Source organism: Streptomyces sp. NPDC041200 (assembly GCF_055591805.1).
This window is the reverse complement of sequence record NZ_JBVIZF010000055.1, coordinates 1-26411: the sequence shown is the minus strand read 5'-3', so window position 1 is coordinate 26411 and position 26411 is coordinate 1. Positions and strand designations below refer to the sequence as shown.

The 26411-nt window shown below is 72.4% G+C and carries 21 protein-coding genes, 1 pseudogene and 1 riboswitch; of the genes and pseudogenes, 8 read left to right on the top strand and 14 right to left on the bottom strand.

Going from position 1 to position 26411, the window contains the following annotated elements; translation table 11 throughout:
- Positions 1-793 (top strand): ABC transporter permease subunit (locus ACZ6CL_RS40185; RefSeq protein ID WP_468945847.1); only part of this gene is annotated, 793 nt, incomplete at its 5' end.
- A 123-nt stretch (positions 794-916) separates the two neighbouring features.
- Positions 917-2293, top strand: a complete 1377-nt coding sequence (locus tag ACZ6CL_RS40180) for an ABC transporter substrate-binding protein (protein WP_468945844.1) — start codon at positions 917-919, stop codon at positions 2291-2293.
- Here ACZ6CL_RS40180 and ACZ6CL_RS40175 read toward each other — a convergent pair.
- Positions 2283-2717, bottom strand: coding sequence for a hypothetical protein (locus ACZ6CL_RS40175; protein ID WP_468945842.1), 435 nt, complete (start codon positions 2715-2717; stop codon positions 2283-2285). The two genes, ACZ6CL_RS40180 and ACZ6CL_RS40175, sit on opposite strands and share 11 nt — an antisense overlap.
- Positions 2718-3068: 351 nt before the next feature.
- Here ACZ6CL_RS40175 and ACZ6CL_RS40170 point away from each other — a divergent pair, with 351 nt between their 5' ends.
- Both ACZ6CL_RS40170 and ACZ6CL_RS40165 read left to right on the top strand, forming a co-directional pair.
- The gene (locus tag ACZ6CL_RS40170) at positions 3069-3944 is read left to right on the top strand and encodes a helix-turn-helix domain-containing protein (protein WP_468945840.1); all 876 of its coding nucleotides are present in this window, start codon (positions 3069-3071) and stop codon (positions 3942-3944) included.
- Positions 3945-3990: 46 nt separating this feature from the next.
- Positions 3991-4806 (top strand): SAM-dependent methyltransferase, encoded by an 816-nt coding sequence (locus ACZ6CL_RS40165; protein WP_468945838.1) that lies wholly within the window; start codon positions 3991-3993, stop codon positions 4804-4806.
- Positions 4807-4832: 26 nt separating this feature from the next.
- Here ACZ6CL_RS40165 and ACZ6CL_RS40160 read toward each other — a convergent pair whose 3' ends face one another.
- Together ACZ6CL_RS40160 and ACZ6CL_RS40155 are read right to left on the bottom strand one after the other, a co-directional pair.
- Positions 4833-5489, bottom strand: coding sequence for a response regulator transcription factor (locus ACZ6CL_RS40160; protein ID WP_468945836.1), 657 nt, complete (start codon positions 5487-5489; stop codon positions 4833-4835).
- 37 nt (positions 5490-5526) lie between these two features.
- Complete coding sequence (locus ACZ6CL_RS40155) at positions 5527-6705, bottom strand: sensor histidine kinase (protein WP_468945833.1); 1179 nt, start codon at positions 6703-6705, stop codon at positions 5527-5529.
- 157 nt (positions 6706-6862) lie between these two features.
- Between ACZ6CL_RS40155 and ACZ6CL_RS40150 the strand changes: the two genes are divergently transcribed.
- Complete coding sequence (locus tag ACZ6CL_RS40150) at positions 6863-7105, top strand: hypothetical protein (RefSeq protein ID WP_468945832.1); 243 nt, start codon at positions 6863-6865, stop codon at positions 7103-7105.
- Positions 7106-7114: 9 nt separating this feature from the next.
- On the opposite strand, the gene ACZ6CL_RS40145 is transcribed toward ACZ6CL_RS40150, so the two are convergent.
- The 4 genes from ACZ6CL_RS40145 to ACZ6CL_RS40130 form a co-directional block, all read right to left on the bottom strand.
- A complete protein-coding gene (locus ACZ6CL_RS40145) occupies positions 7115-10018 on the bottom strand; it encodes an NHLP bacteriocin export ABC transporter permease/ATPase subunit (protein ID WP_468945830.1) in 2904 nt (967 codons plus the stop codon).
- A 1-nt stretch (position 10019) separates the two neighbouring features.
- Positions 10020-12350 carry an NHLP family bacteriocin export ABC transporter peptidase/permease/ATPase subunit gene (locus ACZ6CL_RS40140; RefSeq protein ID WP_468945828.1) on the bottom strand — a complete coding sequence of 777 codons (2331 nt, stop codon included), beginning with the start codon at positions 12348-12350 and terminating at the stop codon, positions 10020-10022.
- Positions 12347-13156, bottom strand: coding sequence for a hypothetical protein (locus ACZ6CL_RS40135; protein ID WP_468945826.1), 810 nt, complete (start codon positions 13154-13156; stop codon positions 12347-12349). The genes ACZ6CL_RS40140 and ACZ6CL_RS40135 overlap by 4 nt, the downstream gene beginning before the upstream one ends.
- A gap of 136 nt (positions 13157-13292) precedes the next feature.
- Positions 13293-13517, bottom strand: coding sequence for a type A2 lantipeptide (locus ACZ6CL_RS40130; protein WP_468945823.1), 225 nt, complete (start codon positions 13515-13517; stop codon positions 13293-13295).
- 568 nt (positions 13518-14085) lie between these two features.
- On the opposite strand from ACZ6CL_RS40130, the gene ACZ6CL_RS40125 reads away from it, so the two are divergent.
- Positions 14086-14910 (top strand): LLM class F420-dependent oxidoreductase, encoded by an 825-nt coding sequence (locus ACZ6CL_RS40125; RefSeq protein ID WP_468945820.1) that lies wholly within the window; start codon positions 14086-14088, stop codon positions 14908-14910.
- A 7-nt stretch (positions 14911-14917) separates the two neighbouring features.
- Here the strand turns inward: ACZ6CL_RS40125 and ACZ6CL_RS40120 are convergent, their stop codons facing one another.
- Positions 14918-17059: an FUSC family protein gene (locus ACZ6CL_RS40120; RefSeq protein ID WP_468945819.1), complete on the bottom strand. Its 2142-nt coding sequence runs from the start codon at positions 17057-17059 to the stop codon at positions 14918-14920.
- A gap of 48 nt (positions 17060-17107) precedes the next feature.
- Positions 17108-17884, bottom strand: coding sequence for a glycoside hydrolase family 113 (locus tag ACZ6CL_RS40115; RefSeq protein WP_468945816.1), 777 nt, complete (start codon positions 17882-17884; stop codon positions 17108-17110).
- A gap of 210 nt (positions 17885-18094) precedes the next feature.
- On the opposite strand from ACZ6CL_RS40115, the gene ACZ6CL_RS40110 reads away from it, so the two are divergent.
- Positions 18095-19147, top strand: a complete 1053-nt coding sequence (locus ACZ6CL_RS40110) for a LacI family DNA-binding transcriptional regulator (protein WP_468945814.1) — start codon at positions 18095-18097, stop codon at positions 19145-19147.
- Complete coding sequence (locus tag ACZ6CL_RS40105; RefSeq protein WP_468945811.1) at positions 19144-20154, top strand: LacI family DNA-binding transcriptional regulator; 1011 nt, start codon at positions 19144-19146, stop codon at positions 20152-20154. Before ACZ6CL_RS40110 ends, ACZ6CL_RS40105 begins: the two co-directional genes overlap by 4 nt.
- Before the next feature lie 30 nt (positions 20155-20184).
- Here the strand turns inward: ACZ6CL_RS40105 and ACZ6CL_RS40100 are convergent.
- From ACZ6CL_RS40100 to ACZ6CL_RS40080, 5 genes and pseudogenes are all read right to left on the bottom strand, one after another.
- A pseudogene (locus ACZ6CL_RS40100) lies at positions 20185-21240 on the bottom strand (pectate lyase family protein); the annotation flags it as partial.
- 79 nt (positions 21241-21319) lie between these two features.
- Complete coding sequence (locus ACZ6CL_RS40095; RefSeq protein ID WP_468945810.1) at positions 21320-22768, bottom strand: serine hydrolase domain-containing protein; 1449 nt, start codon at positions 22766-22768, stop codon at positions 21320-21322.
- 115 nt (positions 22769-22883) lie between these two features.
- Positions 22884-24560 (bottom strand): APC family permease, encoded by a 1677-nt coding sequence (locus ACZ6CL_RS40090; protein WP_468945807.1) that lies wholly within the window; start codon positions 24558-24560, stop codon positions 22884-22886.
- A gap of 76 nt (positions 24561-24636) precedes the next feature.
- Positions 24637-26043, bottom strand: a complete 1407-nt coding sequence (locus ACZ6CL_RS40085; protein WP_468945806.1) for a purine-cytosine permease family protein — start codon at positions 26041-26043, stop codon at positions 24637-24639.
- Positions 26035-26129: riboswitch (TPP riboswitch) on the bottom strand. (Overlaps the previous gene by 9 nt.)
- Before the next feature lie 12 nt (positions 26130-26141).
- Positions 26142-26411: triphosphoribosyl-dephospho-CoA synthase (locus tag ACZ6CL_RS40080; RefSeq protein WP_468945804.1), on the bottom strand; the 270-nt coding region annotated here is incomplete at its 5' end.

Sequence of the window (26411 nt, the reverse complement as noted above, 5' to 3'; positions counted from 1 at the left end):
CGGGCTGCTGGCCTGGAACGGGCTGACCCTCTACCTGCTGGGCGCGAGCGGCACCATCAACATCGACGAGGGCGGGCTGGTGGCGGCCCTGACCAGCCTCTACTTCAGCGGCGGCGTCATCGCCTACGGTCTGGCCGCGCTCGGTACGACCGGGTACTTCCTGGCCGCGCGGCGGACCCGGCGGCGGCGCAGGGACGCCGGGATGCCGTACCGGCCGCAGGCCGAGATCGGGGTGCGCACGGCCGCCCTGGCGGTGGTCACGTTCGCCACCGCCCATATGCTCACCCGGTTCCAGGGCGTGCCACTGGGCCTGCTGATCTTCCTGGCCGTCGTCGTGGGCTCGGACCTGCTGCTGCGCCGCACCCGCTCGGGACGGATGGTGTTCGCGGTGGGCGGTGGGGTCGAGGCGGCCCGCCGCGCCGGGGTGGACGTGACGCGGGTGCGGATCGCGATGTTCATGGTGTCGGGGACGCTGGCGGCGGTCGGCGGTCTGTTCGTGGCCTCGGGGCTGACCTCGGCGAGCCCGACGACGGCCCGTGCGGCGGGCTCCGGGATGCTGCTGATCAACGCGGTGGCCGCGGCGGTGATCGGCGGCACCAGCATGTTCGGCGGGCGTGGCTCGGCGTGGTCGGCGCTGCTGGGGGCGCTGGTCATCCAGTCGATCGCCTCGGGCATGGCGCTGCTGGGCATCCAGGACGCCGTCCAGTTCATGGTCACCGGCGGGGTGCTGCTGGCGGCCGTGGCCGCGGACTCGCTCACCCGGCGTTCCGCTCGGGCGCGGGCCCCCACCTGACGGTCGTCACGGTCCGGGCGTGACGCTATGCTGCACAAAGGGCTTCCCATTTCCGGGCAAGCCAGACATCTCGCCGGATGTGCTGGAGGGATCCGATGCACTCAGGGTGACCATCGGAGTGCGATGAAACGTCTTCTTCTCACCCGCGCGGCCACGGCGGCCGCGCTCGCCGCGGCTCTGGTGGTCTCCGGCTGCCAGGGCACCGGCGTGCACTCCTCCGGCGAGGGGAACGAGAGCATCCGCGTGCTCGCCGTCGCGAATCCCCAGATGGAGACCCTGAAGCAGTACACGAAGAAGTACTTCACCTCACGGACCGGTATCGCCGTCGATTACACCCTGCTCCCGGAGAACGAGGCGCGGGACCGGATGAACCGGGAGTTCGCGCGGCAGAGCGGCCGGTACGACGTGGCGAGCGTGAGCGCGTACGAGGTGCCGATCTACTCCAGGAACCACTGGCTCGCCCCGCTGAACTCCTACGCGAAGGCGGACAAGGCCTTCGACCAGCGCGATGTCTTCCCCAGCCTGATCATGGCGCTGACCGGCGCGGACGGGAAGATCTACGCCGAGCCCTTCTACGGCGAGGGCTCCTTCCTGATGTACCGCAAGGACCTCTTCCGCAAGACCGGGCTGACCATGCCGCGCGATCCGACCTGGAAGCAGGTCGCCTCGCTGGCGGCCAAGATCGACGGCACCGACGGCACGAGCGGCATCTGCCTGCGCGGGCTGCCCGGCTGGGGGCAGAACCTCGCCCCCATCAACACCGTGGTCAACACCTTCGGCGGCTCCTGGTACGACATGCAGTGGAACGCCCAGCTCACCTCGCCGGAGTTCACCAAGGCGATTCAGTTCTATGTCGGCCTGGTGCGCAAGTACGGCGAGCCCGGCGCCGCGCGCAGCGGCGTCCTCGACATCCTCTCCGACTTCAGCCAGGGCAAGTGCGCCATGATGTACGACGCCAGCTCGCTGGCGACCTCGATCGAGTCCGACGGCTCGACGGTCAAGGGCAAGGTCGGCTACGCCCCCGCCCCGCACGAGGAGACCCGCCGGGCGGGCTGGCTGTGGACCTGGGCCTGGGGCATCGAAAACGCCTCCAAGAAGAAGGACGCCGCCTGGAAGTTCATCTCCTGGGCGTCCTCGAAGCAGTACCAGGCGCAGATCGGCAGCACGCTCGGCTGGAACGAGGCCCCGGCCGGCAGCCGCCAGTCGCTCTACACCAACCCCAACTACCAGCGGGCGGCGGCCGCTTGGTACCGGGAGGAGTACGCGGCGGTGAAGAACTCCGCCGACCCCCGGAACCCGGGCGTCAGCCCGCGCCCCTACCAGGGCATCTCGTTCGTCGGCATCCCGCAGTTCGCCGACCTCGGCACCAAGGTCTCCGCACAGATCAGCGCGGCCATCGCCGGAAAGCAGTCGGTGCGCACGGCCCTGCAGATCTCCCAGAAGCTCGCCCAGGACGCGGTGGCGGACTACCGCACCGGCGGCCGGGGAGCTAGTCGGTGACCGACCAGCACGGCATGACACCGGCGATGTGGCAGGCCAGGAAGTAGAGCGGGATCGGGGGCGTGTACGGAGAGTCGTCCTCGGGATGGTGGACGAGGCGGAGGTTACGGGGCGCCCTGGCGGCGCGCGACCCGCTGGGCGAGCCCACGTACGCCCCGATCGAATAGCTGGTGACGGCGGGCCACACCAGCCCGATGTGCGATCCGGCGGGGACGATCCACCACCACTGGTCATCGCAGGCGAAGACGCATCCGATGCGGGGCAGCCGCTCCATGACCCGCTTCCCGTGGTCGGCGGACATCCCGACCGCGTCATAGCCCAGCCCGGCGGAGAGCCCCGCGGGGAGGACCAGCCGGCCGCGGCGCGCTCCGCGCGGGAGCCCCGGTGGGCCGCTCGCGGGATGCGGGGACTTCTTCCGCGGCATGTGAGCCGAAGGCAGGGGGAGGGTGGGGGGAACCACGATCGGTCGCCTTTCGTCTGCCTGCGCACTGTGGGCAGCGCCGGTCCTGCACTGCCCGGTGCCTACCGACGTACACACGCGAACGTTCCGCCGCCGCCGGGCCACGAATCGGTCCAGCCCGTCCGACGTTTCCCCCGGCACCACGGGCAACCCCCGTGGAGTCACACAGTCGGTGACGGCATGTCCACTGTGTCATCTGCTACGAACGGGTTGCAAGAGGTAACTTGAAATTTGCAAGTCGTAGGATGCAGATGCGGTGCCGGCGGATGATCGTGACAGACTGCGACCGTGGAACGCGGCGTGAGGAGGCAGGGAGTGGCGGCGGAATCCGCGTGGGGCGGCGCTCCCTCGGTCCTCCGCATGATCCTCGGCAAGCAGCTCGAGGAGCTGCGGACCCGGACCGGACTCAGCTTCGACGACGCGGGCGCGGCGATCGGCGTCAGCCACTCGACCATCCGCAGGATGGAAGCCGCGAAGGTGGCCCGGCTGCGGCTCGCGGACGTCGAGAAGCTGCTCCAGACGTACGGCGTCACGGACCAGCACGAGATCGACACCTTTCTGAAGTCGGTCCGCGAGGCCAACAAGCGCGGCTGGTGGCATGTCTACCGCGATGTGATGCCGGACTGGTTCGCCGCGTATCTGAGCCTGGAAGAGGCGGCGCTCCAGATCCGCGCGTACGAGCCGCAGTTCGTCCACGGCCTGCTGCAGACCGAGGACTACGCCCGCGCCCTGCTGAGCGCGGGCAACCCGCATGTCCCCGCCGAGGCCACCGAGCGCCGGATCGCCCTTCGCATGCGGCGCCAGGAGCTGCTGTCCCGCGAGTCCCCGCCCCGGCTGTGGGTCGTGATGGACGAGACCGTGCTGCGGTGGCCGGTCGGTGGCACCGCCGTGATGCGCGCCCAGATCGACCATCTGATCACCCTGAACGCGCTGCCGCATGTGACCCTGCAGATCATGCCGTTCAGCAACGGCCCGCATCCGGCGATGTCCGCCGGCGCCTTCCACGTCTTCCGGTTCCGGGCCGCCGAGTTGCCTGACATCGTCTATCTCGGCGGGCTGATCGGAGCCGTCTATCTGGACAAGACCGACGACGTGGTGGTGTACCGCGAGGCGCTGGACCGGGTGAGCGCCCAGTCGGCGCCCGCCCAGAAGACTGAGGCCCTGCTCGGCCAGATCCGCGAGGAGCTGTGACGTGGGCCTGGACAGTTGACCGACGAGCTGATGGGAGGGGCGGACGTTGCGCGACAGCGGATGGCCGGCCGAACGGATTGACACCGAGAGCGCACACTCGGCACGGATCTACGACTACATCATCGGTGGCAAGGACTATTACCCCGCCGACAAGGAGGCGGGCGACGCCATGGCCCGCGAGTGGCCCGCCCTGCCGGTCCACATGCGGGCCAACCGCGACTTCATGAACCGGGCCGTGCGCTACCTGGCGGAGGAGGCGGGCATCCGGCAGTTCCTCGACATCGGAACCGGCATCCCCACCTCGCCCAACCTGCACGAGATCGCCCAGTCGGTGGCCCCGGACTCCCGGGTCGTGTACGTGGACAACGACCCCATCGTCCTCACCCTGTCGCAGGGCCTGCTCTCCAGCACGCCCGAGGGGAAGACCACCTATGTCGAGGCGGACATGCGCGACCCCGCCGCGATCCTGGCCGCACCGGAGCTGCGCGACACCCTCGACCTCGGCGAACCGGTCGCCCTGACAGTGATAGCGATCGTCCACTTCGTCCTCGACGAGGACGACGCCTACGGGATCGTCAACCGCCTCCTGGAGCCGCTGCCTTCGGGGAGCTATCTGGCGATGTCGGTGGGCACCGCCGATTTCGCACCGGAGGAAGTGGGCCGCGTCGCCCGCGAGTACGCGGCGCGCGACATGCCCATGCGGTTGCGCACCGAGGCCGAGGCCGCCCAGTTCTTCGACGGTCTCGACCTGGTCGAGCCCGGTGTCATCCAGGTACACAAGTGGCATCCGGACGGCCGGGGCACCGAGGTCACCAAGGACGAGGACATCGCCATGTACGGGGCGGTCGCCCGCAAGCCGTAGCGCTCCGCGGGAGCCGGCCCGTCTGCTCAGCCCTCGGCGTCGTGGACGAGCAGCGCGATCTGGACGCGGTTGTTGAGGTCGAGCCGGGTCAGGATCCGCGACACATGGGCCTTCACCGTCGGCAGCGCGAGATGGAGTTCGCGCGCGATCTCGGCGTTGGAGCGGCCGCGTCCGACCGCCCGGGCCACGTCCCGCTCCCGCTCGCCCAGGAGCGCCAGCCGGGCCCGGGCGGCGGCTGCCCGGTCCTCCTGTCCGCCGTCCCCCGTCACCTGCTCGATGAGGCGGCGGGTGACGGCGGGCGACAGCACCGGGTCCCCGGCGGCCACGGCCCGGATGGCCGTGACGATGTCCTGTGGCGGGGTGTCCTTGAGCAGGAATCCGGCCGCTCCGGCGCGCAGCGCCCGCAGCACATGGGCGTCGGTGTGGAAGGTGGTCAGCACCAGGACCTCCGGGGCGCCGGGCCGGGCCCGCAGGGTCTGGGTGGCACTCAGCCCGTCGACGCCCGGCATCCGGATGTCCATCAGCACCAGGCCGGGCCCGTGGCGGGCGACCAGCGCGGGCACTTCGGCCCCGTCGGCGGCCTCCGCCACGATCTCGATGTCCGGGGCACCGCCCAGCATCAGGCGCAGCCCGGCCCGTACGATCGCGTCGTCGTCGACGAGCAGGACGCGGATCACCAGCACGCCCCCTTCCCCTTTGTCACCCTCGACCGGTGGCGGCTCACCCCTGTCCGGTGGCGGCCACGGTGTCCACCGCGGGCCAGGGTAGCCAGGCGCGGACCCGGAAGCCGCCACCGTCGGGCCCGGCGGTCAGTTCGCCGCCCGCCAGCCGGGCCCGTTCCGCGAGCCCCACCAGCCCCTGTCCGCCGCCCGCGGCACCGTGCGGGTCCGGCTCCGGTCCGGGCGGCGGGGGGTTGTGGACCTCGACGGTCAGCCGGTTCGCCGGGCTCCGGTCCACCCGTATCGTGACGGGCGCGCCGGGCGCGTGCTTGCGCGCGTTGGTCAGGCACTCCTGCACGATGCGGTACGCGGTGCGCCCCACCACCGGTGGTGGCGCCGGGCCGTCCGGCGGCCCGGTCAGCTCGATCCGGCCGCCCGCCGCGCGTGCCTCGGCCACCAGCCGGTCCAAGTCGGCGAGTTCGGGCTGGGGCCGCTCGCCCTCGGGACCGGCGCGCAGCACTCCGATGACATCGCGCAGATCGCTCAGGGCCAGATGGGCGCTCTCCCGGATCACCGCTGCCGCCCGGGCGATCTCGGTGCGGGGCGCGCTCGTATGGAACTCCAGCGCCCCGGCGTGCACGCTCAGCAGGGTCAGCCGGTGGCCGAGCGCGTCGTGCATCTCGCGGGCGATCTCCTCCCGCGCCTCCCGGCGGGCCCGTTCGGCGCGCAACTCCGCGTCGGCCTCGGCGAGTTCGGCGCGTTCCCGCAGCGAGGCGATCAGCTGCCGCCGGGACCGCCGGAACAGCCCCCAGCCGATGGTCCCGGCGATGAGCGCGAAGTACGTCACGGCGGAGCCCGCCCGGTCCTCGGGCAGCTCCGGCAGCTGCGACAGAAAGACCGGGAGCGGTGCGAAGGCCAGCGCCGCCACCCAGGCCGTGGCCCGCCAGGGCCGGGTGGCGGCCACCGTGTACACCGCCACCATCGCGGGGCCGGTCATGTAGTGCGACAGATGGCTGCCCGCCAGCAGCAGCACCACCGCCAGCCATACGGGCCACCTCCGCCGCAGCAGTACGGCGGCGCATCCCAGCCCCCCGGCCACCTGTTCGGCGGCCCGCAACGCGGGGCTCATGTCCTCCGGGACCGGTATGGACCGCGAGCTGACGACGGCGAAGCAGGCGGCGAAGAGGAACAGCCCCAGGTCGGCGGCCCAGTCCCGGCGGGTGCGGTGGGTACGGCGCATACCCCGGCAATGTACGCGGGCCGGGCGGGCACACGGGCCTCCGTGCGGCGACCGCATACTTAAGTACGACGCGGGGCGGCTGACCGCCGACTTCGGTCACCGTCCGGCCGACCTCGGCCCGATCCCCCGCCGCCGGGCGCCCGCCTACGGTCGGGCCATGACCTCGACTTCCTCCACATCGCCCCTCGCAGCCGTGACCGACCTGCTCTGCTTCGTCCTCGTCGTCGGCGGTGGCAGCGGCCTGCTGCACGAATGGCTCGGCTGGACGATCCGCGTTCTGGGGTTCGTGCGGTTCCTCGCCCCCGACGGCTACGAGACCTACGCGTACATCGTGATGGTCGCCCTCGGCCTCATCGTGGGCGCGGCCGGTGACGCGGTCTTCCGGCGCGGCCGGACCTGACGGCCGTACCTACGTCAGCTGGCGCCGCACCAGCTCATGGAGCTTTCCGCCCGGCCCGGCCATCAGCTCGGCCGGGGCGCCCTGTTCGACGATCCGGCCCTCTTCCATGACGAGTACGCGGTCGGCGTCCATGACGGTCGACAGCCGGTGGGCGATCACCAGGCGGCTGGCGTTGAGGCGGCGGGTGCTGTCGATGACGACGCGCTGGGTCTCGTTGTCGAGGGCGCTGGTGGCCTCGTCGAAGAAGAGGACGCGCGGCCGCCTGATGAGCGCCTGGGCGATCATCAGGCGCTGGCGCTGGCCGCCGGAGATGGCGCCGCTGCCGGAGATCATCGTGTGCAGCCCCATGGGCATCTGGCGGATGTCCTCGGCCAGGCCGGCGAGTTCGGCGGCCGCCATGGCCTCCTCGGGGGTGAACGGCTCGGCGCCGCGGATGCAGTCGAGCACGGTGCCGCCCAGCGGCTGCGCGTTCTGCAGCACCACCCCGCACTGGCGGCGTACGGCGGCCTGGTCGAGGGCGGCGAGGTCCTGGCCGTCGTAGAGCACACTGCCGGACACCGGCTGTTCGAAGCCGATGAGGAGCCGCAGCAGGGTGGACTTGCCGCAGCCGCTGGGGCCGACGACGGCCACGAACTCGCCCGGCCGGACCTCCAGCGACACATCGTCGAGGACCAGCGGGCCGTCGGCGCCGTACCTGAAGGTGAGGTTTCTGGCCTGGAGGGCGCCGGAGAGCGGGCCGGGCTGGGCGCTGCCGCCGCGCACCTCGGGCGGCTCGTCCAGGATCGGCTTGACCTCCTCGAACATGGGCAGGACGGCGACCACCGAGACCAGCGAGTTGGTGAGCTGGGTGACGGAGGTGAGCAGCATCGTGACGGAGGTGTTGAACGTCAGGAAGCCGCCCGCCGACATGCTGCCCCGGGCCGGTCCGGCCAGCAGCATGAACACCACCAGCGAGCACAGCGGAAGGTAGACCGCGTCGAGGACCTGGGTGAGGTTCTTGATGCGCCCGGTGCGCTGGTGGAGGTCGCGGGAGCGGGCGAAGCCGCGGGCCCAGGCCGCGTAGGCGTAGTTCTCGGCCGCGGCCACGCGCAGTTTGGGCAGTCCGCGCAGGGTCTGGAACGCCTGGTTGTTGAGCTTGTTCTCGGTCTCCACCAGCCGCCGCTGCCAGCGCACCTGCCACAGGCCCATGGCGAGGAAGATGCCGCAGATGACCAGCAGCATGGCCATCACGGCGAGCGCGAGGGAGACGCTGAAGTACAGCAGCAGGGCGAGGTTCATCGCGCCGACGGTCCCGGCCTGCAGGACCACCGGGGCGGTCCCGGACAGCACCCGGCGCATGGTGCTGATGCCCATGGCCGCGCTGGCCAGTTCGCCGGTGGAGCGCTCGGCGAAGAACGTGGTGGGCAGCCGCAGCAGCCGGTCCCAGACGGCGGGCTGGAGCGTGCTCTCCAGCCGTCCCTCCAGCCGCAGCAGGGTCAGGTTCTGGACCAGCAGGAAGGACGCGGCGACGACGCTGGAGACGATCAGCGCCAGGGCGATCTGGACGATGGGGCTCTTCTCGGCGCGGGGTACGAATCCGCCGAGCACCTGGCCGGTGGCGACCGGCACCAGCGCGCCCAGCGCCACCGTCACCAGCCCGGCGGCGACCAGGTTGCGCATGTCCGGCGCGGCGCCGCGGGCCGTGAAGCGCAGCAGCCGCCACATCGTCATCGGCCGCTCCGGCAGCGGGCGGTAGAACATCACGGCGCGCGGCTCGAACTCGTCCGCGGTGGACCGGCCGACGCGTATCCGCAGGCCCGAGGCCGGGTTGACGGCCTCGTACCGGCCGCGTCGCCACAGCAGCGCCACCGGTGTCCCGGACCGGGCACGGTAGCCCACCAGGGGGCCCGCGTCCTCGCGCCACCAGCGGCCCTCCAGCCGGACGGCGCGGGTGCGGATCCGCGCGTGCGCCGCGACGCGCTCCACGGGGTCCGTACGGTCGTCGGCGGCGGGGCCCTTCGGCGGTTCGGTGAGGGTGATCCCGGCGGCGTCCGCCACGGCCCGGCAGACCGCGTACACGGCGTCGTCGGTGTCGTCGGCGGTTTGGCCCGCGGCCCGGGGCGAGCGCCGCGGGCCGCCGATGGACGCGACGAGCACCTCGTCGGCGCGCGAGCGGACGGCCTCACCGGCCCGGATACCGGCGGCCGTCCGGTCCGCGTGGGCCCGCTCCAGGGTGTCGATCCAGCGGTCCACGGCGGTGCCGAGCCGGTACTGCTGGTTGACCATGTGCTGCCACAGCGCGCCGTCGATCAGCAGGTCCCCGGCGGCCTGGGCGCTGTACTCGGCGCCGTAGCGGACACTGCCCGGCGGCACCGGGAGCCACAGCAGGTCCTCGTCGGCCGCCTCCTCGCCGGGCGGCGCTCCGCCGTCCAGCGGGGCCTGGAACAGCACGCCGAGGCTGCGGCTGATGCCGAGCGCCACGGCGTGTTCCAGCGGGGTGGGCGCCGGGTCCTGGAACGCGCCGCCGCCCTCGTACCCGCCCTCGTACGCCGTCCCGTACGTGGTGTCGTAGGCCGCGCCGTACGCGTCGTACCCCTCCGGCCGGTACAGCTCTCGCAGCGGGATGCGGCGCACCGCGCAGTCCTGCGAGGGCCGTCCCACCAGGGTGTGGCGCGGGCCCTCGACGGGCCCGGGGAGCGCGGCGCCCGTCTCCAGGCGGCCGAGGAAGTGCCACTGCCCTTCCTCGGCGGCGTCGACCGCGAACAGGTCCAGGGCGCCCGCGGTGACGAGCCAGAGCACCTGCGGGCCCTCCAGCGGGAGGCTGCGCAGCCCGGCGCCGTCGACCGGGGTGCCGAGGGCGCCCAGCGCCCGCACGACCGCGTCGCCGCCGTCGGCGTTCACGGACGCGGCCGCGGGCGGGTGGACGGACGCCATGTCAGTGCTCCTTCATCAGCTCGGCGTACGGGCCCCCGGCGGCCGCGAGGTCCTCGTGCCGTCCGCGTTCCACGACCGTGCCGCGGTCCAGGACGAGGATCTCGTCGCTGTCCCGGACCGTGCTGAGCCGGTGGGCGATCACCACGCACGCGCAGCCCCGGCGGCGCAGGCTGTCCATGACGGTCTGCTCGGTCAGCGCGTCCAGGGCGCTGGTCACCTCGTCCAGGACCAGCACGCTGGGGCGGCGGACCAGGGCGCGGGCGATCTCCAGCCGCTGCCGCTGGCCGCCCGAGAAGTTGCGGCCGTCCTGCTCGACCCGGCAGTGGATGCCGCCGGGGCGGCGGGCGATGACGTCGTCGTAGAGCGCGGCGTCCCGCAGTGCGGCCACCACGGCGTCGTCCGGGATCGACGGGTCCCACAGCGCCACGTTGTCCCGCACCGTCCCCTCGAACAGGAACACGTCCTGGTCGACGAAGGACACGGAGGCGGCGAGGCGGCCGCGCGGGATGTCCTCCAGCCGCTGCCCGTCGATGCGGATGGCGCCTTCCCACGGGGTGTAGAGGCCGGAGACCAGCCGGGACACGGTGGACTTGCCGCTGCCGGAGCCGCCGACCAGCGCCACCTGGCGGCCGGGGCCGACGGACAGCGAGAAGCCGCGCAACAGCGGTTCGTCCAGCGGGTTGTAGCCGAAGGTGATGTCCTCCAGGGCCACATGGCCGGTGAGGCGGCGGGCGCCGTCGGCGTCCGGCTGGCCCTCGTCGCGGGTGTGGAGGGTGTCCGCGGGGAAGCGCTCCACGTCCCCCAGCCGGGCCACGTCAGCGGAGAAGTCCTGGATGCGCCCGGCCACGCCGTTGAGCCGGGTGATGGGCGCGGTGAAACGGGTGACCAGCGCCTGGAAGGCCACCAGCAGCCCGACCGAGAGATGGCCCTCGACGGCTCGCAGTCCGCCGATCCACAGGATGAGCGCGCTGTTGAGGGTGGCGAGGGTGGGCGCCACGACGGCCAGCACCGCGCTGGGCACGCCGAGGCGCTGCTGTTCCTCCAGGGTGATGGCGTGCTGACCGGCCCAGCGGCGGAAGTAGCCGCTCTCGCCGCCGGTGGCCTTCATCGTCTCGATGAGCTGGAGCCCGGTGTACGCGGTGGTGGTCAGCCGCGCGGTGTCGGCGCGCAGCTTCTGGGTTCTGGTGGCGCGCAGCCGTATCACGACGCGCATCGCGACCACGTTGAGCAGCGCCAGCCCGACGCCGACCAGGGTGAGCTGGGGGTCGTAGGTCCACAGCAGCAGGGCGTACAGGACGACGACGATCCCGTCGACGGCCGCCGCGGCCAGGTCGCGGGCGAGGGTTTCGGCGACGGTGTCGTTGGACCGCAGGCGCTGCACCAGGTCGGCCGGGCTGCGCTGGGCGAAGAACGTGACGGGCAGCCGCAGCAGATGGCGCAGGAACCGGGCGCTGCCGAGGGTGGAGGAGATGATGCGTCCGCGCAGGAGGTTCGCCTGCTGGACGCCGGTCAGCACCGCGGTCAGCACCACCGCCACGGCCATCGACGCGAACAGCGGCGCCAGCATCGAGGTCTGGCCGCCGATGATGAAGGTGTCGATGAAGGTGCGGCCGAGGGCCGGGACCGCGGCGCCCACCGCCACCAGCAGCAGGCTGGCCAGCAGCGAGGCCAGCAGGGTGCCGCCGGTGCCGCGCAGCCGCGCGGGCAGGCCGTCCAGGACACCGGGGCGGCGTCCGCCGCGGCGGAAGGAGGCGTCGGGTTCGAAGACCAGGCAGACCCCGGTGAAGCTCGCCCCGAACTCCTCTGTGGTGACGAAGCGGCGCCCCTTGTCGGGGTCGTTGATGTGGACGCCGCGCTTGCCGAACCGCCGACCCATGCCGTCGTAGACGACGTAGTGGTTGAACTCCCAGAACAGGATCGCCGGGGCCTGGACGTCCGCCAGCGCCTCCGGCTCCATCTGCATGCCCTTGGCGCGCAGCCCGTAACTGCGGGCGGCCTTCAGCAGGTTGCTGGCGCGCGATCCGTCGCGGGAGACGCCGCAGGCGATCCGCAGCTCCTCCAGCGGTACGTGGCGCCCGTAGTGGGCGAGCACCATGGCCAGCGACGCGGCGCCGCACTCCAGCGCCTCCATCTGGAGCACGGTGGGGGTGCGTACGGTCCGCCGCCCCGGCTTCTTCGGACCCGTCCCGCGGCGCGGGGCGCGCCGCCGTCCACGGGCCGGTTCGGGGCGGCGGCGTCCGCTGGTCCCGGCGGGTGCGGGGCGGGGCGGTCCGCCGCTCTCGCCGGTCGCGTTCGCGGCGTCCGTCGGGTTCGCCGGGTTCGTCGCGGTCACGGGAGCAGCCAATCGACGGGGTGACGGTCGGCCAGGTGCAGGGTGCCGGTGGCCAGGGTCATGGAGCCGAGGGCGAACGGCGGGCCCTTCGGCGAGGACCAGCGGTAGCCGGAGCGGGTGGCGGAGGAACGGTCCAGCCGTACCGCCACCGCGACCGGCGGCCCGTGTTTCGAGAACTCCTCGCCGAGCTGTGCGCTGCCGAGGAAGGAGCCGATCTGCCGGCTCGTCTGGGCGGTCCGGCCGACCGCCTGGACATGGCCGCGCAGCACGCCGTACGTCCGGGAGGGCGCCGACTGCACATCGAGGTCGACCGAGGCCCCCGCGGGCACCGACGCCGCCCGGTCCGCCGGGACGTACAGGGTCGCGGTCAGCGGGTCGCGGGAGTGGCGGACGCGCTCCACGGAGGCGACGTCTCCGCCGGTGTCGAGGACGGCGCCGATCGAGACCGAGAGGGTGGTGAGCCGCCCCGCGGCGAGGGCGCGCACGACCGTGTTGCCGCCACCGGGCTGACGGACCTTCACCAGCGGCGCGCCCGCGCGCACCGTGCTGCCCTCCTCGGCGAGCACGGCGGTGACCTGTCCCCGGACCGGGCTCTGCAGCACATAGCTGCCCTGACCGTGGGTGAGGATGCCGGAGGCGCCCAGGGTGTCCGCCACGGTGCCGGTCACGGCCCAGACGGCGGCCGCGGCCATGACGACGAGGGTGATCGTCAGCGCGAGCCAGCCCTGGGGGCGGGCGTAGCGGACCGGCAGGTCGATGTCGTCTGCCGACTGCAGCTTGGAAAGGGCCTGCTGGCGGAACTGCACGGGAGTCTTTCCTCAACCGGCCGGGGGGCGCGAGGGAACGGGTCGGTGCGCGGCCCGGGCGGCCCGTACGACGGGTGCCGGGGACCGCGCATGCCCCGGACCAGGCAGGCCCGGGGCATGGGGTGGCGCAGGTGGATCAGAGACCCGCGACCGTGCCGACGATGCCGGAGGTGTTCAGGCCGGTCACACCGTCGACGGTGCCGGTGACGGTGCCCACGGCGGCGGTGGCCGGGCCGGTCACGGGACCGGTGACGGAGTGCACGGTGCCCAGGGCGTCGCCCACAGCACCGAGACCGCCGGCCACGTTGTCCAGCTCAGCGTCGGAGATCTCCTGGGTCGCGACCTTGGGTGCGTTGTTCATTACTGCGTCTCCCTTGGATACGTATCTCAATGAGCTTGTAACGGCCGGTGATCGCCGACTTGCGCACCGCTTCTCCACCGGCCACCGCGGCACGTTCCCGCGCTGTCCGGAAACCGGGCTCCGGGAACGTCTCGGCGCGGAAGGATGTAACCACGCGAGCTTGCCGCCTTCGAACCACGGCGCATCCGGAACTACGCATTCCGCCAACTTTCCGATCACATGGCATGCACAGCCGTCCACGTGACCGGCACCGCCTCCGCACACGAACGTCACCACTCGCGCGGCGCCACTCCCCCGCGTCCGAACGGAAACCGCGCATTCCCGGGCGGAGCCACCGCGCGCCGTACCGCGTGGCCGCCGAGGGCGCGCGGTACACACGGCTTGTGTGGAATGGATGTGCCGATCACTTGAAGACCTGCCGACCTCCGCTCGCATTCCGCAGCCCGTGGCGCCCGGCGGATTCGCCACGCGTGACGGGCGGCGCCGGGGGTACACGTCGGTCACCCCTATGCCTGCGCACACCCTGAACGCACGCACGGGACGTGGAGCCGCCGACCGAGGAGTCACCGTGAAAATTGGTGTATCGACCTTCGTGACCGACCAGGGCATCGGACCCGCCGCCCTGGGGCGCGCCCTCGAAGAGCGGGGGTTCGACTCACTCTTCATCGCCGAGCACAGCCACATCCCGGTGGAACGCCGCTCGCCCTACCCGGGCGGTGGCGAACTGCCGGAGATCTACTACCGCACCCTCGATCCCTTCGTCACGCTGGGCACCATCGCCGGGGTCACCACCCGGCTGCTGCTGGGCACCGGGGTCGCCCTGGTGGCACAGCGGGACCCCATCATCACGGCGCAGGAAGTGGCCTCCCTCGACGTGGTCTCCGACGGGCGGGCCGTCTTCGGGGTGGGCGTCGGATGGAACCGCGAGGAGATGGAGAACCACGGGACCGACCCGTCCACGCGTGGCCGTCTGGTGGACGAGCGGCTGGAGGCCATCCGCGAGCTGTGGACGAAGGAGAAGGCGGAGTACCACGGCGAGTTCGTGGACTTCGATCCCGTGTACCAGTGGCCCAAGCCCGTACAGCGTCCGCATCCGCCGATCTACGTGGGCGGCGGCGAGGCCGCGTTCCCCCGGATCGCCGCCCTCGGGGACGGCTGGCTGGCCAACAGCGTGCCGCCCGACGCGCTGGCCCCGCAGATCGAGCGGCTGCGGAAGGTGGCGGGCCGGGACGTGCCGGTGACGGTGTACGCGGTGCCGGACACCCCCGAGGCGCTGGAGGGGTACCTGCGGCTCGGCGTGGAGCGGGTGCTGCTGTATCTGCCGACGCGGCCGGAGGGCGACAGCCTGGCCCGGCTCGACGCGATGGCCGGTGTCGCCGAACGGTTCCGCTGACCCGTGGCTAGGGCCGCTCCTGACGCGCCGCCTCGGTGTCCCGTTCCAACGGCGCCTGGTCCACGGCGGTCGTCAGCTGGTCCAGGGGCCGTACGAGCAGCTCCGCACCGCTCTGGACCACCGCTTCCGCGGTGCTGTCGGCCTCCCAGTCGACGAGGGCCTCCTTGGCCCGGTCCCAGCGCGGTCTGCGCCGCTCCCGTACGTGGCGCGCCGCCCGCTCGGTGTCCGCCGCCAGGGCGTCGGCGAACCGGGCGGCCCCGGGCACCGGCCGCGCGCCGCGCTCCGGCAGATGGGTTTCCAGCAGCATCGCCGCCTGCCCGAACGCCTCCAGCGCCGTCTGCGCCTCCTCCGCCTGCGCGCGGGTCAGCCCCCGGTGGCGTACGGGCTCCCGCTTGGCCCGGTCGAAGGCCTGGGTCCACTCGGCGTGCGCCGTACGGTCGGCGAGCAGGGTGCGGCGTACGTCGGTGGCGGGCAGTTCGCCGGGCTCGGCGTAGCCGCGTACCACCGCCGCCGCGTACCGCCCGCTGGCGGCGAGCCAGTCCGCGAGCCGGTCCAGCAGGCGTGGTGTCTCCCAGGCCGGGAACGCCACGTACGCCAGCATCGCGAGCACCCCGCCCAGCAGGGTGAGCAGGACCCGGTCCGGCACCGTCTGATGCCACCCCTCGCCGCCCATCCCGAGCAGCAGGACGGCGTATGCGGCCGAGGTGCACTGCGAGGCCGCGTATCCGGTGCGCATCAGCAGATACGTCAGACCGGCCGCGAGCACGGCCAGCCCGCCGGACAGGTACGCGCCCGGATGGGTCAGCTGCACGGCCCCGGTGGCCAGGGCGACGCCCACCAGGGTGCCCGCGAAGCGGGCCACGGCGCGGGAGTAGGTGCGGTGGAAGTCGGGCCGCATCACCATCACGGAGGTGACCGGCGCCCAGTAGCCGTGGCCCAGGGGAAGCGCGCTGCCGAGCACATAGCCGAGGCAGGCCACCGCGGCGAGCCGCAGGGCGTGCCGGAAGACGGGCGAGTCGCCGCGCAGCTCCCGGCGCATCGCGCGCAGCACGATGGGCACCATCTGGAACACCGTCGGCCGCAGCAGGGGCGGCGGCTCGTCGGCGCCGGAGGTGGGGCCGAGGTCCCTGCCGCTGCTGTCGGCGATCTCCAGCACCTCGGTGAGCAGGTGTGACAGCTGGACGGCGGCCTGCCGGGCGGGCCCCTCCAAGGCCTCTTCCGCACCGCCCTCGTCCGCACCGCTTCCCTCGTGCTCGTCGTCGATCCGCAGGGTCTCCCTGGTCGCGGACGGCACCTGGGCGGGGGCGCCGCGGCGGATCGACCGGGCGGCGGCGTCCAGGACGTCGGCGGCCGCGTCGAGCAGCTCACGCGCCCGGTCCCGGCCCGGCCCCTCGGCGGGGGCGCCGACCCGGGGATCGGCGAGGGCCGCGAGGGCGGGGCGGACACGTTCGGCCAGGCCACGGGGGCCGTGCAGGGCGGCGGGGCGGCGGCGTGCCTGCGAGGGTGTGACGGCGGCGGCGCTCCGGGCCGTGATCATCGGCTCCGGGTCGAAGGGTGCCACCGGGTCCTCGCGCAGCCGCCTCGCGTAGTCCGCCACGGCGGCCAGGGCGTCGGCCAGCGCGTCCCGGTGCCGCCCCCACCGGCGGATCGGGAACAGCCAGATCAGCGCCGCCTGTGCCACCCCGCCGAACGCGATGACCGCCGCGTGTTCCAGGGCCTCCAGGACACCGGTGGGCAGCGTGATGGTGAGCAGCATGATGGCGACCGTCGTCGTGGCCACGATTCCGGCGGTCGGCCCCGCCGCCCACGCCATCCCGGCGAGGAAGGCCCAAGCGGCGAGCAGCAGCAGGAAGAGCGCCAGACGCGACATCGCGAGATAGCCCACGAAGGTGCTGAGCCCCAGCCCGGCCCCCGCGACCAGCGCGATCACCTTGCGCGGCCGCCAGCTGCGCTGGAACGTCGACGTCCCGGCCGAGTAGGCGCCGAACGCGGCGGAGGCGGCGTACGACGGGGAGGCGATCGACAGCGAGAGCCCGATCACGACCGCCACTCCGGCCGCCGCCCGCAGCGCGGCCAGCGGTTCGAGCCGGGCGCGCTCGATCGTCAGCCCGGAACGCACGGTGTCCATCAGCGACCGGGGCCACGTCACACAGCCGAGCCTAGGCGGATCGGGCGCAGCCGCACGTCAAGCCGGGTCTCACCCCCGCCACCAGCGGCGCAGCACTTTCTCGGCGGGGTTGCCGTGCGGGGTGTGGGCCAGCTGTGGCGCGGTCTCCCCGCTGTCCGGCCAGTCGTCCCCCATCCACCAGCACACCCCGGCCCACCACGACCGGCCGTCGAAGGCGGCCAGCAGGGCCTGGTACGCGGCGGACTGCTCGTCGGCTGCGGCGTGCTCGCTGACGGTCCAGGAGTACGGGGCGGCCGTGGTGCCGCGCTGGCTGGCGTATCCGGCCCCGGTGAAGAGGATCTTGCGGTCCTGCTGGACTACCTGGACTTCGCCGCCGCTTTGGCCGACTGCGATCTGGTGCTGACGGACTCCGGGGAGCTGCTGGACGACGCGGAGGAGTACGGGCGGATGGCCGCGGCGGGCAATCCGTTCGGCGACGGCGGGCTTGAACCGGCCTTTCAGATCGCGGGTTTCCGCCGTGACGTCCTTGAGGTTTCCGGCGATGATCGTCGAGATGAGGTTGGGGTAGTCCACCTGCGTGATGTCCGGGGCACCGGACTTCCCGGTGAGGGCGGCCCGAAGCTTGGGAAAGAAATTCGAGGTGATGGCCTGGAACTTCACCTGGATCTCGGGATGGGTCTTGTTCCACAGGGCGACCGGTTTCGTCATGTCCGACCACCCCCAGAAGGTGAGTGTCTGTCTGCCGGACCCTTCGGTGTCCGGGGACCCTTCGGCACAGCCGCCCAGGAGCAGTGCCGTCACCGCGGCCACCACGGCCAGACGCCGGGGGCTGGATTCCTTATGCATACGGTCTCCTTGATTGCAATGAGACGCAAAACATTGCGGAACTTCAGCGACCGAGACGCTAAACGCGGGTAAAAACCACTGTCAAGGCAAAGGACCAAACACAAGGCTCACTGGCTATTTGCATGCAGTCCTGGCGGAATATTCGACCATCTTTTGCGGGAAATTGCGGCGGAGCAGTGCGGTCGCGGTGCCCTGCGGGAGGGAATCAGCATGTCAACGCGTGCGACGATGGCGGACGTCGCGAAGGCCGCGGGTGTATCGGTCTCCACGGTGTCCCGGGTACTCCCCGACAAGCCGGATATCTCGGAAGAGACCCGGGACCGCGTCACCCGGGCGGCCCGGGCGACGGGATATGTGCTGCGCGCGGAGCGCCGCCGACAACTCGGCGGCATTCTCGACCTGCTGGTCGAAGAGGCCGTAACCCCCTGGGCCGCGGAACTCGTCGACGGGGCGCAGCGCGCGGCGTTCGGGCTCGGATACACCCTGGCGCTCACCCCCGTGGCCCATCCGCGCTTCCGGCTCTGCGACTGGGTCGACACCCGCCGCGCACGGCCCTCGGACGGCATCCTGCTGGCCCTGCCCCGGCGCGGCCACGACGAGATCGCCGCCCTGGCCGAGCTGCCGGTGCCGCTCGTCCTCCTCGACCCGGGCGGTGTGCAAGGGCCGCGCGGCGCGCAGGAGTCAGCCGTCCCGACGGTGGGGGCGACGAACTGGTCGGGCGGCGCCGCGGCCACCCGCCATCTCCTCGAACTGGGCCACCGGCGGGTGGGCTTCCTCGGCGGGCCCTCCGCGAGCCCGTGCACCAGGGAGCGGTACGAGGGCTACCTCGCGGCGCACCGCGAGTTCTCCCTCGCCCCCGACCCGGCCCTGACCCGGTACGGCGAACTCCGCGTCGCCTCGGGGGCGGAGGGCACGGCGGCCCTGCTCGCCCTGGCCGTCCCGCCGACCGCCGTCTTCGCCGGGTCCGACGTGCTGGCGGCCGGGGCGTACCAGACGGCGCGGGCGCGCGGGCTGCGGGTGCCGGAGGAGCTGTCGGTGGTCGGGTTCGACGACACGGCGGTGTGCGCGATGCTGACGCCGCCGCTCACCACGGTCCGTCAGCCGCTCGCGGACATGGCCGCCGAGGCGGTGCGGCTCATCGACCAGGAGCAGGCACGGCGCGGTTCGACGGCCGGGCGCGGCGTCGAGCTGGCGACCTCGCTCGTGGTGCGGCAGAGCACCGCGCCCCGCCCGGCTCATCAGGACTGGAGGAGGCAGCGATGACGGTACGGTCCCCTGGAGGTTCCGCGGTGCGCATGACGACGGTGGCGGAGGTCGCCAACGTCTCACAGAGCGTGGTGTCCAAGGTCCTCAACGAACGGCCCGGGGCGTCAGCCGAGGTGCGGCGGCGCGTCCTCGACGCGGTGCGGGCCACCGGATACCAGTGGCGCCCGCGCGGACCGCGCCACGGATCGGTCGAGGTGGTGTTCGGCTGTGCCGGAAGTGCCGTCAACGCGCCCCTCTTCCGGGGCCTTTCCACGGTGCTGCGCTCGCTTGGGTACGCGCTCACGGTGAGCCACTCCGAGGGGGATCCGCGCTGGCTCGACACCCTGATCGCCCGCCGTCCGAGCGGTGTCGTGCTCGTCCTCTCCCCTGTCCCGCCGGTCGTCACGGAACGGCTGGCGCACGCCCGTATCCCGGTGGTCGTGCTCGACACCATCGGCGACGCGCCCTCCGGGATGAATGCCATCGGGGCCACCCAGTGGCGGGGCGGGGCGATGGCCGCCCGCCATCTCACCGGGCTCGGCCACGAGCGGATCGCCCTGGTCTCCGGGCCGATGGAACTGACCTGCTGCCGGGCGCGCTTCGGCGGATATCTGGCCGCGCTCCGGGACGCGGGGATCCGCCCGGACCGCGAACTGATCCGGTCGGTGCCCTTCCAGAGCGAGCCCGCCCGGCGCACCGCCCACGCCCTGCTGGATCTGTGGCATCCCCCGACGGCCTTCGTCACCGGCAACGACCTCCAGGGGCTCGGTGTCATCGAGGCGTGTGCGGAGCGCGGGGTGCGCGTCCCCGGCGACGTCTCGGTCGTCGGGTTCGACGACATCGACGCCGCCGGGGCCGCCGCGCCCGCGCTGACCACGGTGCGTCAGCCCTTCGAGGACATGGCGGCCGAGACCATCCGGGTGCTCGGCGCCGTCTCCGGTGAGCCGGACCGGGCCCCGATCCGGCTCGACATGTCGGTCGGGCTCGTCATCCGGAAGTCCACGGGCCCGGCCCGCCACAGCTGACGCCCCGCAACGGGCCCGTTACCGCGCCGGGGTGCCGCCGGGTCCGGATCCGGACTTCACGACCGACGGCACCTTGGCCGCGGGGTCGAGGGTGTAGGCGTAGTACGCCTTGGGATCGAAGGCGGTGCCGCCGCTCTCGTTGCGGCCGCTGGTGCCCACGAAGATGTTGCCGCGCTGGACGATCGAGGCGGTGGCGTCCTTGGTGACGGGGTTCTTCATCCCCTCGAAGTAGCTGTTCTCCAGCACCATCTTGGTGTTGCCGCGTGAATAGTTGCCGTAGGAGGAGACGATGTCGGTGCCCGGGGCGTCCTGCAGGTAGTTGTTGTACAGGTGCGCGTGCGCGATGTTGTCGGCGGACGGGTTGCGCTGCTCCGTCTCCCGGAACCAGTTGTGGTGGATGGTGATGTCGGCCGTGGTGTTCTCCGTCCAGCCGATGCCGAACGCCTTGTTGTGCGTTTGCAGCCGGTTCCAGGAGACCGTCAGGTACGTGGTGTCCTTGCGGCTGTCGATCAGGCCGTCGGCCATGTGCTTCAGATCGTTGTGATCGATCCACACATGGTGGGCGCCGTCCATCTGGATGGCGTCGAAGTCATGCTCCTTGTCGTTCCACGTGCCCATGTACGAGTCGCGGATCGTCAGGTTGCGGATGATGACGTTGTGCACGCCCTGCCCGAGGAAGAAGCCACCGCCGACGATCTCGCCCGAGGTCCCCTGGCCCACGATCGTCTTGTCCGAGGCGACCTTGATCTCCTTGCCCTTGGGATCCATGGTGATCGCCCCGGCCACCACGATGACGTACGGCTCGGCGGCCGTCGCGTACTTCTCCAGATCGGCCAGGGTCCGCACCGTCACGGTCTTGCCGTCACGGCCTCCGTACGTACCGCTCTGGCCGAGCGCGTTGACCGACGCGAAGCCATCGGCGACGCCATCGGCCCAGGCCGCGGCCACCGGGCTCGTATCCGCCGGGGAGCCGGATCCCTGAGGGGCGAGACCGACCGTCAGGGCCACTGCCAGCGGCACCGCCCACACCACCGCACCCGTTCCGCGCCCGCCGCTTCCTCGTATGCGCCGCCACTGGGCCGCCATGACCAACCACTCCTCAGCTCGGTGGAACCATCCATGCGACAGTCGCCACCGAGCCGCCATTGGTTGCCGGGTTCACCCCCTAGGGGCGGCGGGGCACTCCCATCCCGGGCAGCAAGGCCGAGTGCAGCGGCGTCGTGCGCCAGCGCGCCGTGAAGGTCCGGTCGGCCCGCGAGCAGGTCACGTCGAGGTGGTGCGGGGTCTCCAGGAACGCGATGTCGGCCACGAACGTGTCCGGATCGCTCCAGCCGCCGCTCGCCGCCGTCGGGACGCGCCCGTCCGTGCCCTCCTCGACGGTCCACTCCGGGGTGAGCCGCACATCGAGCCGGGACGCGCCCTCCGCCAGGGAGAGGGCCCACCCACCGTCGCCGTCGGCGACCGTCACCTCCGCCAGCGTGGGCTGGTCCGCGCAGGTACCGCCCGCCGGGGTGAAGGTCATGGTCCCGGTCTCGGCGGGTGACGTGAACTTCTCGTAGGGCGGCGGCAATTGGAGCCCGTCGAGCCGCCGTCGCAGGGCCGCGTCCGCGTCCTCGTGGCCGTCGAGGGGCTCCGGGCCGAACGCCGGGAGCAGATGCCGCCATACGAGGGTCAGCATCGCCTGCATGTCCTCGGTGTCGGCGGTCGTGGCGATCACCGCGTCGTGTTCGGGCAGCACCAGGCAGAACTGCCCGTAGGCCCCGTCGCCCCGGTAGCCGTGGCGGGACCGCCAGAACTGGAACCCGTACCCCTGCTGCCAGTCGGACATCGCGCCCTCTGCGGTGCCGTCCGCGTTGGTGATGTGCGCCCGGGTCGCCTCGGCCACCCAGGAGGCGGGCAGCAACTGGCGGCCCTCCCAGACCCCGTTGCCGAGGTAGAGCAGGCCCAGCCGGGCGAGGGCGTCCGTGGTGGCGAACATGCCGCTGAACCCGAGGTCGCGGCCGGGCGGACGCTGGAGCCAGGCCGTCTCGGCGATCCCCAGCGGGTCGAACAGCCGTGGCCGCAGATAGTCGGTGAGTGACTGCCCGGTCACCCGCTGGACGATCGCGGCGAGGCTGTACGTGGCGGGCTGGTTGTAGGCGAAAACGGTACCGGGGTCGCGGTCGGGCGGGGTCAGCAGGAACCCGCGCACGGGCTCGTCCGGGTCGCGGCCGAACGCCTGCTCCCGGGTCTCGGCCAGATGCCCGCTGGCCATGGACGCCACATGCCGGACGAGCATGGCGCGGCTGCGCGGGTCGGTGATGTCGCCGTCGAACTCGGGGAAGTAGGAGAGCACCGGGTCGTCGAGGCTCATCAGCCCCTCGGCCACCGCGAATCCGGCCGCCGTCGAGGTGAAGCTCTTACTGATCGAGTAGAGCAGATGCGGCCGGTCCGGGGTGTACGGCGCCCACCAGCCGGAGGCGACCACATGGCCATGGCGCACGATCATCAGACTGTGCGGCTCGATGCCGGGCGCCGCCTCCAGCGCGTCGACGAACGCGCCGACGCCGCGCGCGTCCACTCCCTTCGCGGCAGGTGTGCTCTCGGGCAGGGGTCGCGCGCTCCGGGCACTCATCGCGTCTCATCCTCCGTGGGCGGTGGGTCGTGCACGGCCGGTGGGCTTTCGATCATCCGACGAAGGAGCACCACCGCGCCAGGGGATTTCCGGCAGCGCGTGCGGCAGCGGGACCTCAGACCGGCGGGGCCGTCGGGGCCGTGCCCGCGGGTCCCGTCCTGAGGTGGGCGGCGCCCGAGCGCACCGCCCACGCGAACACGCCGAACGCGAGGGCGGCCACCGCGATCGTGTCGTACGGCGCGGGCAGCCGGCCGGAGCCGCCGAAGGTGCCGAGCCACGACAGCAGGGTCAGCGCGGCCAGGTGGAAGACCAGCCAGGCGCCGTGCCGCAGCTCGCCGAGGGCCGGAAGTCCCTCGGTGCCACGCCGCTGGAGCAGGAACAGCGGGACCCCGGCCAGCACGAGGGGCAGCGCGAGCCGCAGATCGTGCCAGCCGGACCAGAACACGAACTCGCTGGCCACCACGAAGCTGAGCGGCGCGATCCAGCGCACTCCCGGCACCTGCCCTTCCGCCCGGGGCACGCCCCGCTCCCGGTCGTGGGCCCGGAACACCGCGACGGCCACCGCCGAGGCCGCGTAAATGAGCAGATACATGTCGCCCATCACGCTCACGATGTCCTGCCAGCCACCAAAGGGCAGCATGAAGACGACGATGACCGCGAGGTTGAGCAGCAGTGCCCGGTGCGCCACCCCCGAGCCGGGGTCGATGCGCATGAAGAAGCGGGGCAGCAGGCCGTTCTTGGCCAGGGCGTAGGTGTGCCGGGCGTTGATCGCCACCCCGACGTAGGCGGAGCCTCCTGGTGAGATCACCGCGTCGGCGTACAGCAGCGTGGCCAGCCAGTGCAGATTGAGAATGAGGGCGAGCTGACCGAACGGCGACTCGAAGTTGACTCCCTGCCAGCCGTTGCCCAGGGCGGAGTCCGGCACCGTGTAGAGGAACGCCAGCTGGAGCCCGAGGTAGACCAGCACCGCGAGGCCGATCCCGGTGAGCACCGCGGCCGGTACGGAACGGCGCGGATTGCGGGCCTCACCGGAGAAGTCCAGCGGGGCCTGGAACCCGTTGACGGAGTACACGATGCCACCACCGGCGAGGGCGGTGAGGCAGGCCGCGTAGCCGTACGGGGCGAAACCGCCGTGTTCCGTGAGGCGCCCGGAGTGGGTGCCCGACAGGAACAGCGCGATGATGGTGACCACGGGCACGACGACCTTGAACACCGACACCAGGTTGTTGAGCCGGGCGAATATCCGCACCGCGAACCAGTTGAGCGCGGTGAGCACGACGCTCAGTACGACGGCCACGCCGAGGCCCGGGAGGGTGAGCCTGCCGCCGTCGTAGATCCCCGGCAGATAGTGCGCGGCGTACTGCATGATCGCGCTGATCTCCGCGGCCGTACCGCCGACGGAGAGCACGACGGACCAGCCGACCATCGTGCCGACCAGCCGCCCGCTCGCGTACAGCGGCCACCGCACGGTGCCGCCGCCCTCCGGGCGGGTGGCGCCCAGTTCCACCATGACCAGGGCGATCAGGGCGCACAGCGCGCCCGCCGCGATCCAGGAGAGCAGCGCGGCGGGTCCGGCGGTCTGGGCGGCGTACAGGGCCGCGAACAGCCAGCCGGAGCCGAGGATGTTGGAGAACCCGATCGCGGTCAGGCCCCAGAAGCCGAGGTCCTTGTGGAGTCTGCGTTCCTCGGCGAGCACCGCCGGGGCGGCGATGGACTCCGCTGGCTGGTTCTGCGGCACGTGGCACTTCTCCTCGGTGGTGCGGTTGGTACGAGAGCCCAGGGTGCCACGCATGCCGTGGGACTCGGTGGCCGGATGCCGTGTGACGTGCGGATATGGGGAAACGCGGAAAACTCTGCCTCAAGCGGCCTCAATGAGCCGTACGGCGGCGCATCCTGAGCGGGGTGTAGACGAGGAGCGCCGCGAGGAAGGCGGCGTAGTACGCGAGGTCGGCGCCGTGCAGCGCGGCCGCCACCGGGCCGGTGTACAGGGTGGTGTCCATGAACGGCACCGCGGCGGCGAAGGCGGCGCCGAACGCCAGCAGTGCGGGCCACCACGGCTGGGGGCGGGCGCTCTCGGCGGCCAGGTCGACGGGCGCGCCGCCACGGGCCCGTGCGCGGGCGAACCAGTCGACGGCCACGACCGCGACGAAGCCGGGGATCCAGTAGCCGACGAACAGCAGCACGTTCTGGAAGCGGGCGGTGGTGTCGGCGGCGTGCATCCACAGCACCAGCGGGAAGCCCAGCACGGCGGCGAGGGCCGCGGCCAGCGGGCGGGGGATGCGGACACCGGCGGTCTGGAGGGCCAGTGAGCCGCTGTAGTCGTTCATGGCGTTGCTGCACAGCGCGGCCAGCGCCACGGCCAGCAGCCCGAACGCGCCGAGCGCCCCGCCGCCCAGCGCCTCATCGACGCCACGCGCGGTCTGGTCGGTGAAGACGGAGGCCCCCCACAGCCCGAGCGCCTGGACCGCCACGAAGGACACGGTGACGCCGAGCAGGGTGCACCAGAACATGTGGGTGCGGGAGGTGGCGCGGGGCAGGTAGCGGCTGAAGTCGCTGGCGTAGGGCGCCCACGACAACGCCAGGCTCAGGGCGATCGTGCTGGTCAGGACGAAGGCGCCGAGACGGTCTGCGCCGTGGGCGGAGCCGCTGGTGGCGGGGTGGACACCGTCGAGCAGCTTGACGGCCAGGGTGACGAACGCGGCGGCGAGGACGAAGGTCATCAGCTTCTGCATCCGGTGGACGGCCTCGTAGCCGAGCACTCCGAGTGCCCCCTGCGCGGCCATCATGAGCAGCACGCCCAGCCAGAACGGCAGCCCGCACAGCCGGGCCAGGGCGTCACCGCCGAACAGGCCGATCAGCGCGTCCCAGGCGATCGACGACAGCCACTGGAGGACGCCGGGCACCGCCACGCCCCGGCCGAACGCCAGCCGCGCCAGGGGCAGCTGCCCGGCCCCGGTCAGACTGCCCCAGGTGCCCAGGTACGCGGTGGGTACGGCGCCGATGAGGGTGCCCAGGACGACGGCGGCGAGCGCGGTGGCGAAGTCCAGGCCGAGGCCGATGCCCACGGTGCCCGTGAAGACGCCGGTCATGGTCAGGTTCGGGGCGAACCACACGGTGAACAGGCGCCCCGGCCCGCCGTAGCGGTGACTTTCCGGGACCGGCGCGATACCGCGCGCCTCGACGCGCAGATCGCCGGGCGCGGTGGGCATCCGCCCGTCGAAGACGGATTCCGCGCCGGTGAGCGCCGGTTCGGTGGCAGCATGCGGCAATGGCATCGATGACATCCCTCCGCCAGTGCTAACTGGTTCAGGTTCGACGGGTGTGATCTCAGCCCCGCGTGGGGGCACCCCGTGTCCGGTGGAGCGATCCCAGGCTAACCCCTCGCCACGTGGCCACTGCCCTGGGGGCGGGTGTGGGCCGGGAGCGCGTCCAGGAACAGCGCCCCGGCCAGCAGCGCGGCGCTCCCCCGGGGCGCGATGCCCTGGGCGCGCAGCTCGGCGTCGAGGGTGGCGAGGGCGGCGGCGCCCCGGGCCGTCGCGGTGCCGCCCGCCTCCAGCACCCCGCGCGCCCCGTCCTGCACCCGGCGGAGGGCGGGCGGCCCGGCCTGGTACAACGGCCCGGTGTCATGGAGGGTGCTCATCAC

Bases quoted from the DNA above. Each gene is read 5' to 3' on its own strand.
- ACZ6CL_RS40180 (WP_468945844.1), top strand. From the start codon at position 917: ATGAAACGTCTTCTTCTCACCCGCGCGGCCACGGCGGCCGCGCTCGCC.
- ACZ6CL_RS40175 (WP_468945842.1), bottom strand. From the start codon at position 2,717: ATGCCGCGGAAGAAGTCCCCGCATCCCGCGAGCGGCCCACCGGGGCTC.
- ACZ6CL_RS40155 (WP_468945833.1), bottom strand. From the start codon at position 6,705: ATGCGCCGTACCCACCGCACCCGCCGGGACTGGGCCGCCGACCTGGGG.
- ACZ6CL_RS40150 (WP_468945832.1), top strand. From the start codon at position 6,863: ATGACCTCGACTTCCTCCACATCGCCCCTCGCAGCCGTGACCGACCTG.
- ACZ6CL_RS40145 (WP_468945830.1), bottom strand. From the start codon at position 10,018: ATGGCGTCCGTCCACCCGCCCGCGGCCGCGTCCGTGAACGCCGACGGC.
- ACZ6CL_RS40130 (WP_468945823.1), bottom strand. From the start codon at position 13,517: ATGAACAACGCACCCAAGGTCGCGACCCAGGAGATCTCCGACGCTGAG.
- ACZ6CL_RS40115 (WP_468945816.1), bottom strand. From the start codon at position 17,884: ATGCATAAGGAATCCAGCCCCCGGCGTCTGGCCGTGGTGGCCGCGGTG.
- ACZ6CL_RS40110 (WP_468945814.1), top strand. From the start codon at position 18,095: ATGTCAACGCGTGCGACGATGGCGGACGTCGCGAAGGCCGCGGGTGTA.
- ACZ6CL_RS40105 (WP_468945811.1), top strand. From the start codon at position 19,144: ATGACGGTACGGTCCCCTGGAGGTTCCGCGGTGCGCATGACGACGGTG.
- ACZ6CL_RS40095 (WP_468945810.1), bottom strand. From the start codon at position 22,768: ATGAGTGCCCGGAGCGCGCGACCCCTGCCCGAGAGCACACCTGCCGCG.
- ACZ6CL_RS40090 (WP_468945807.1), bottom strand. From the start codon at position 24,560: ATGCGTGGCACCCTGGGCTCTCGTACCAACCGCACCACCGAGGAGAAG.
- ACZ6CL_RS40085 (WP_468945806.1), bottom strand. From the start codon at position 26,043: ATGCCATTGCCGCATGCTGCCACCGAACCGGCGCTCACCGGCGCGGAA.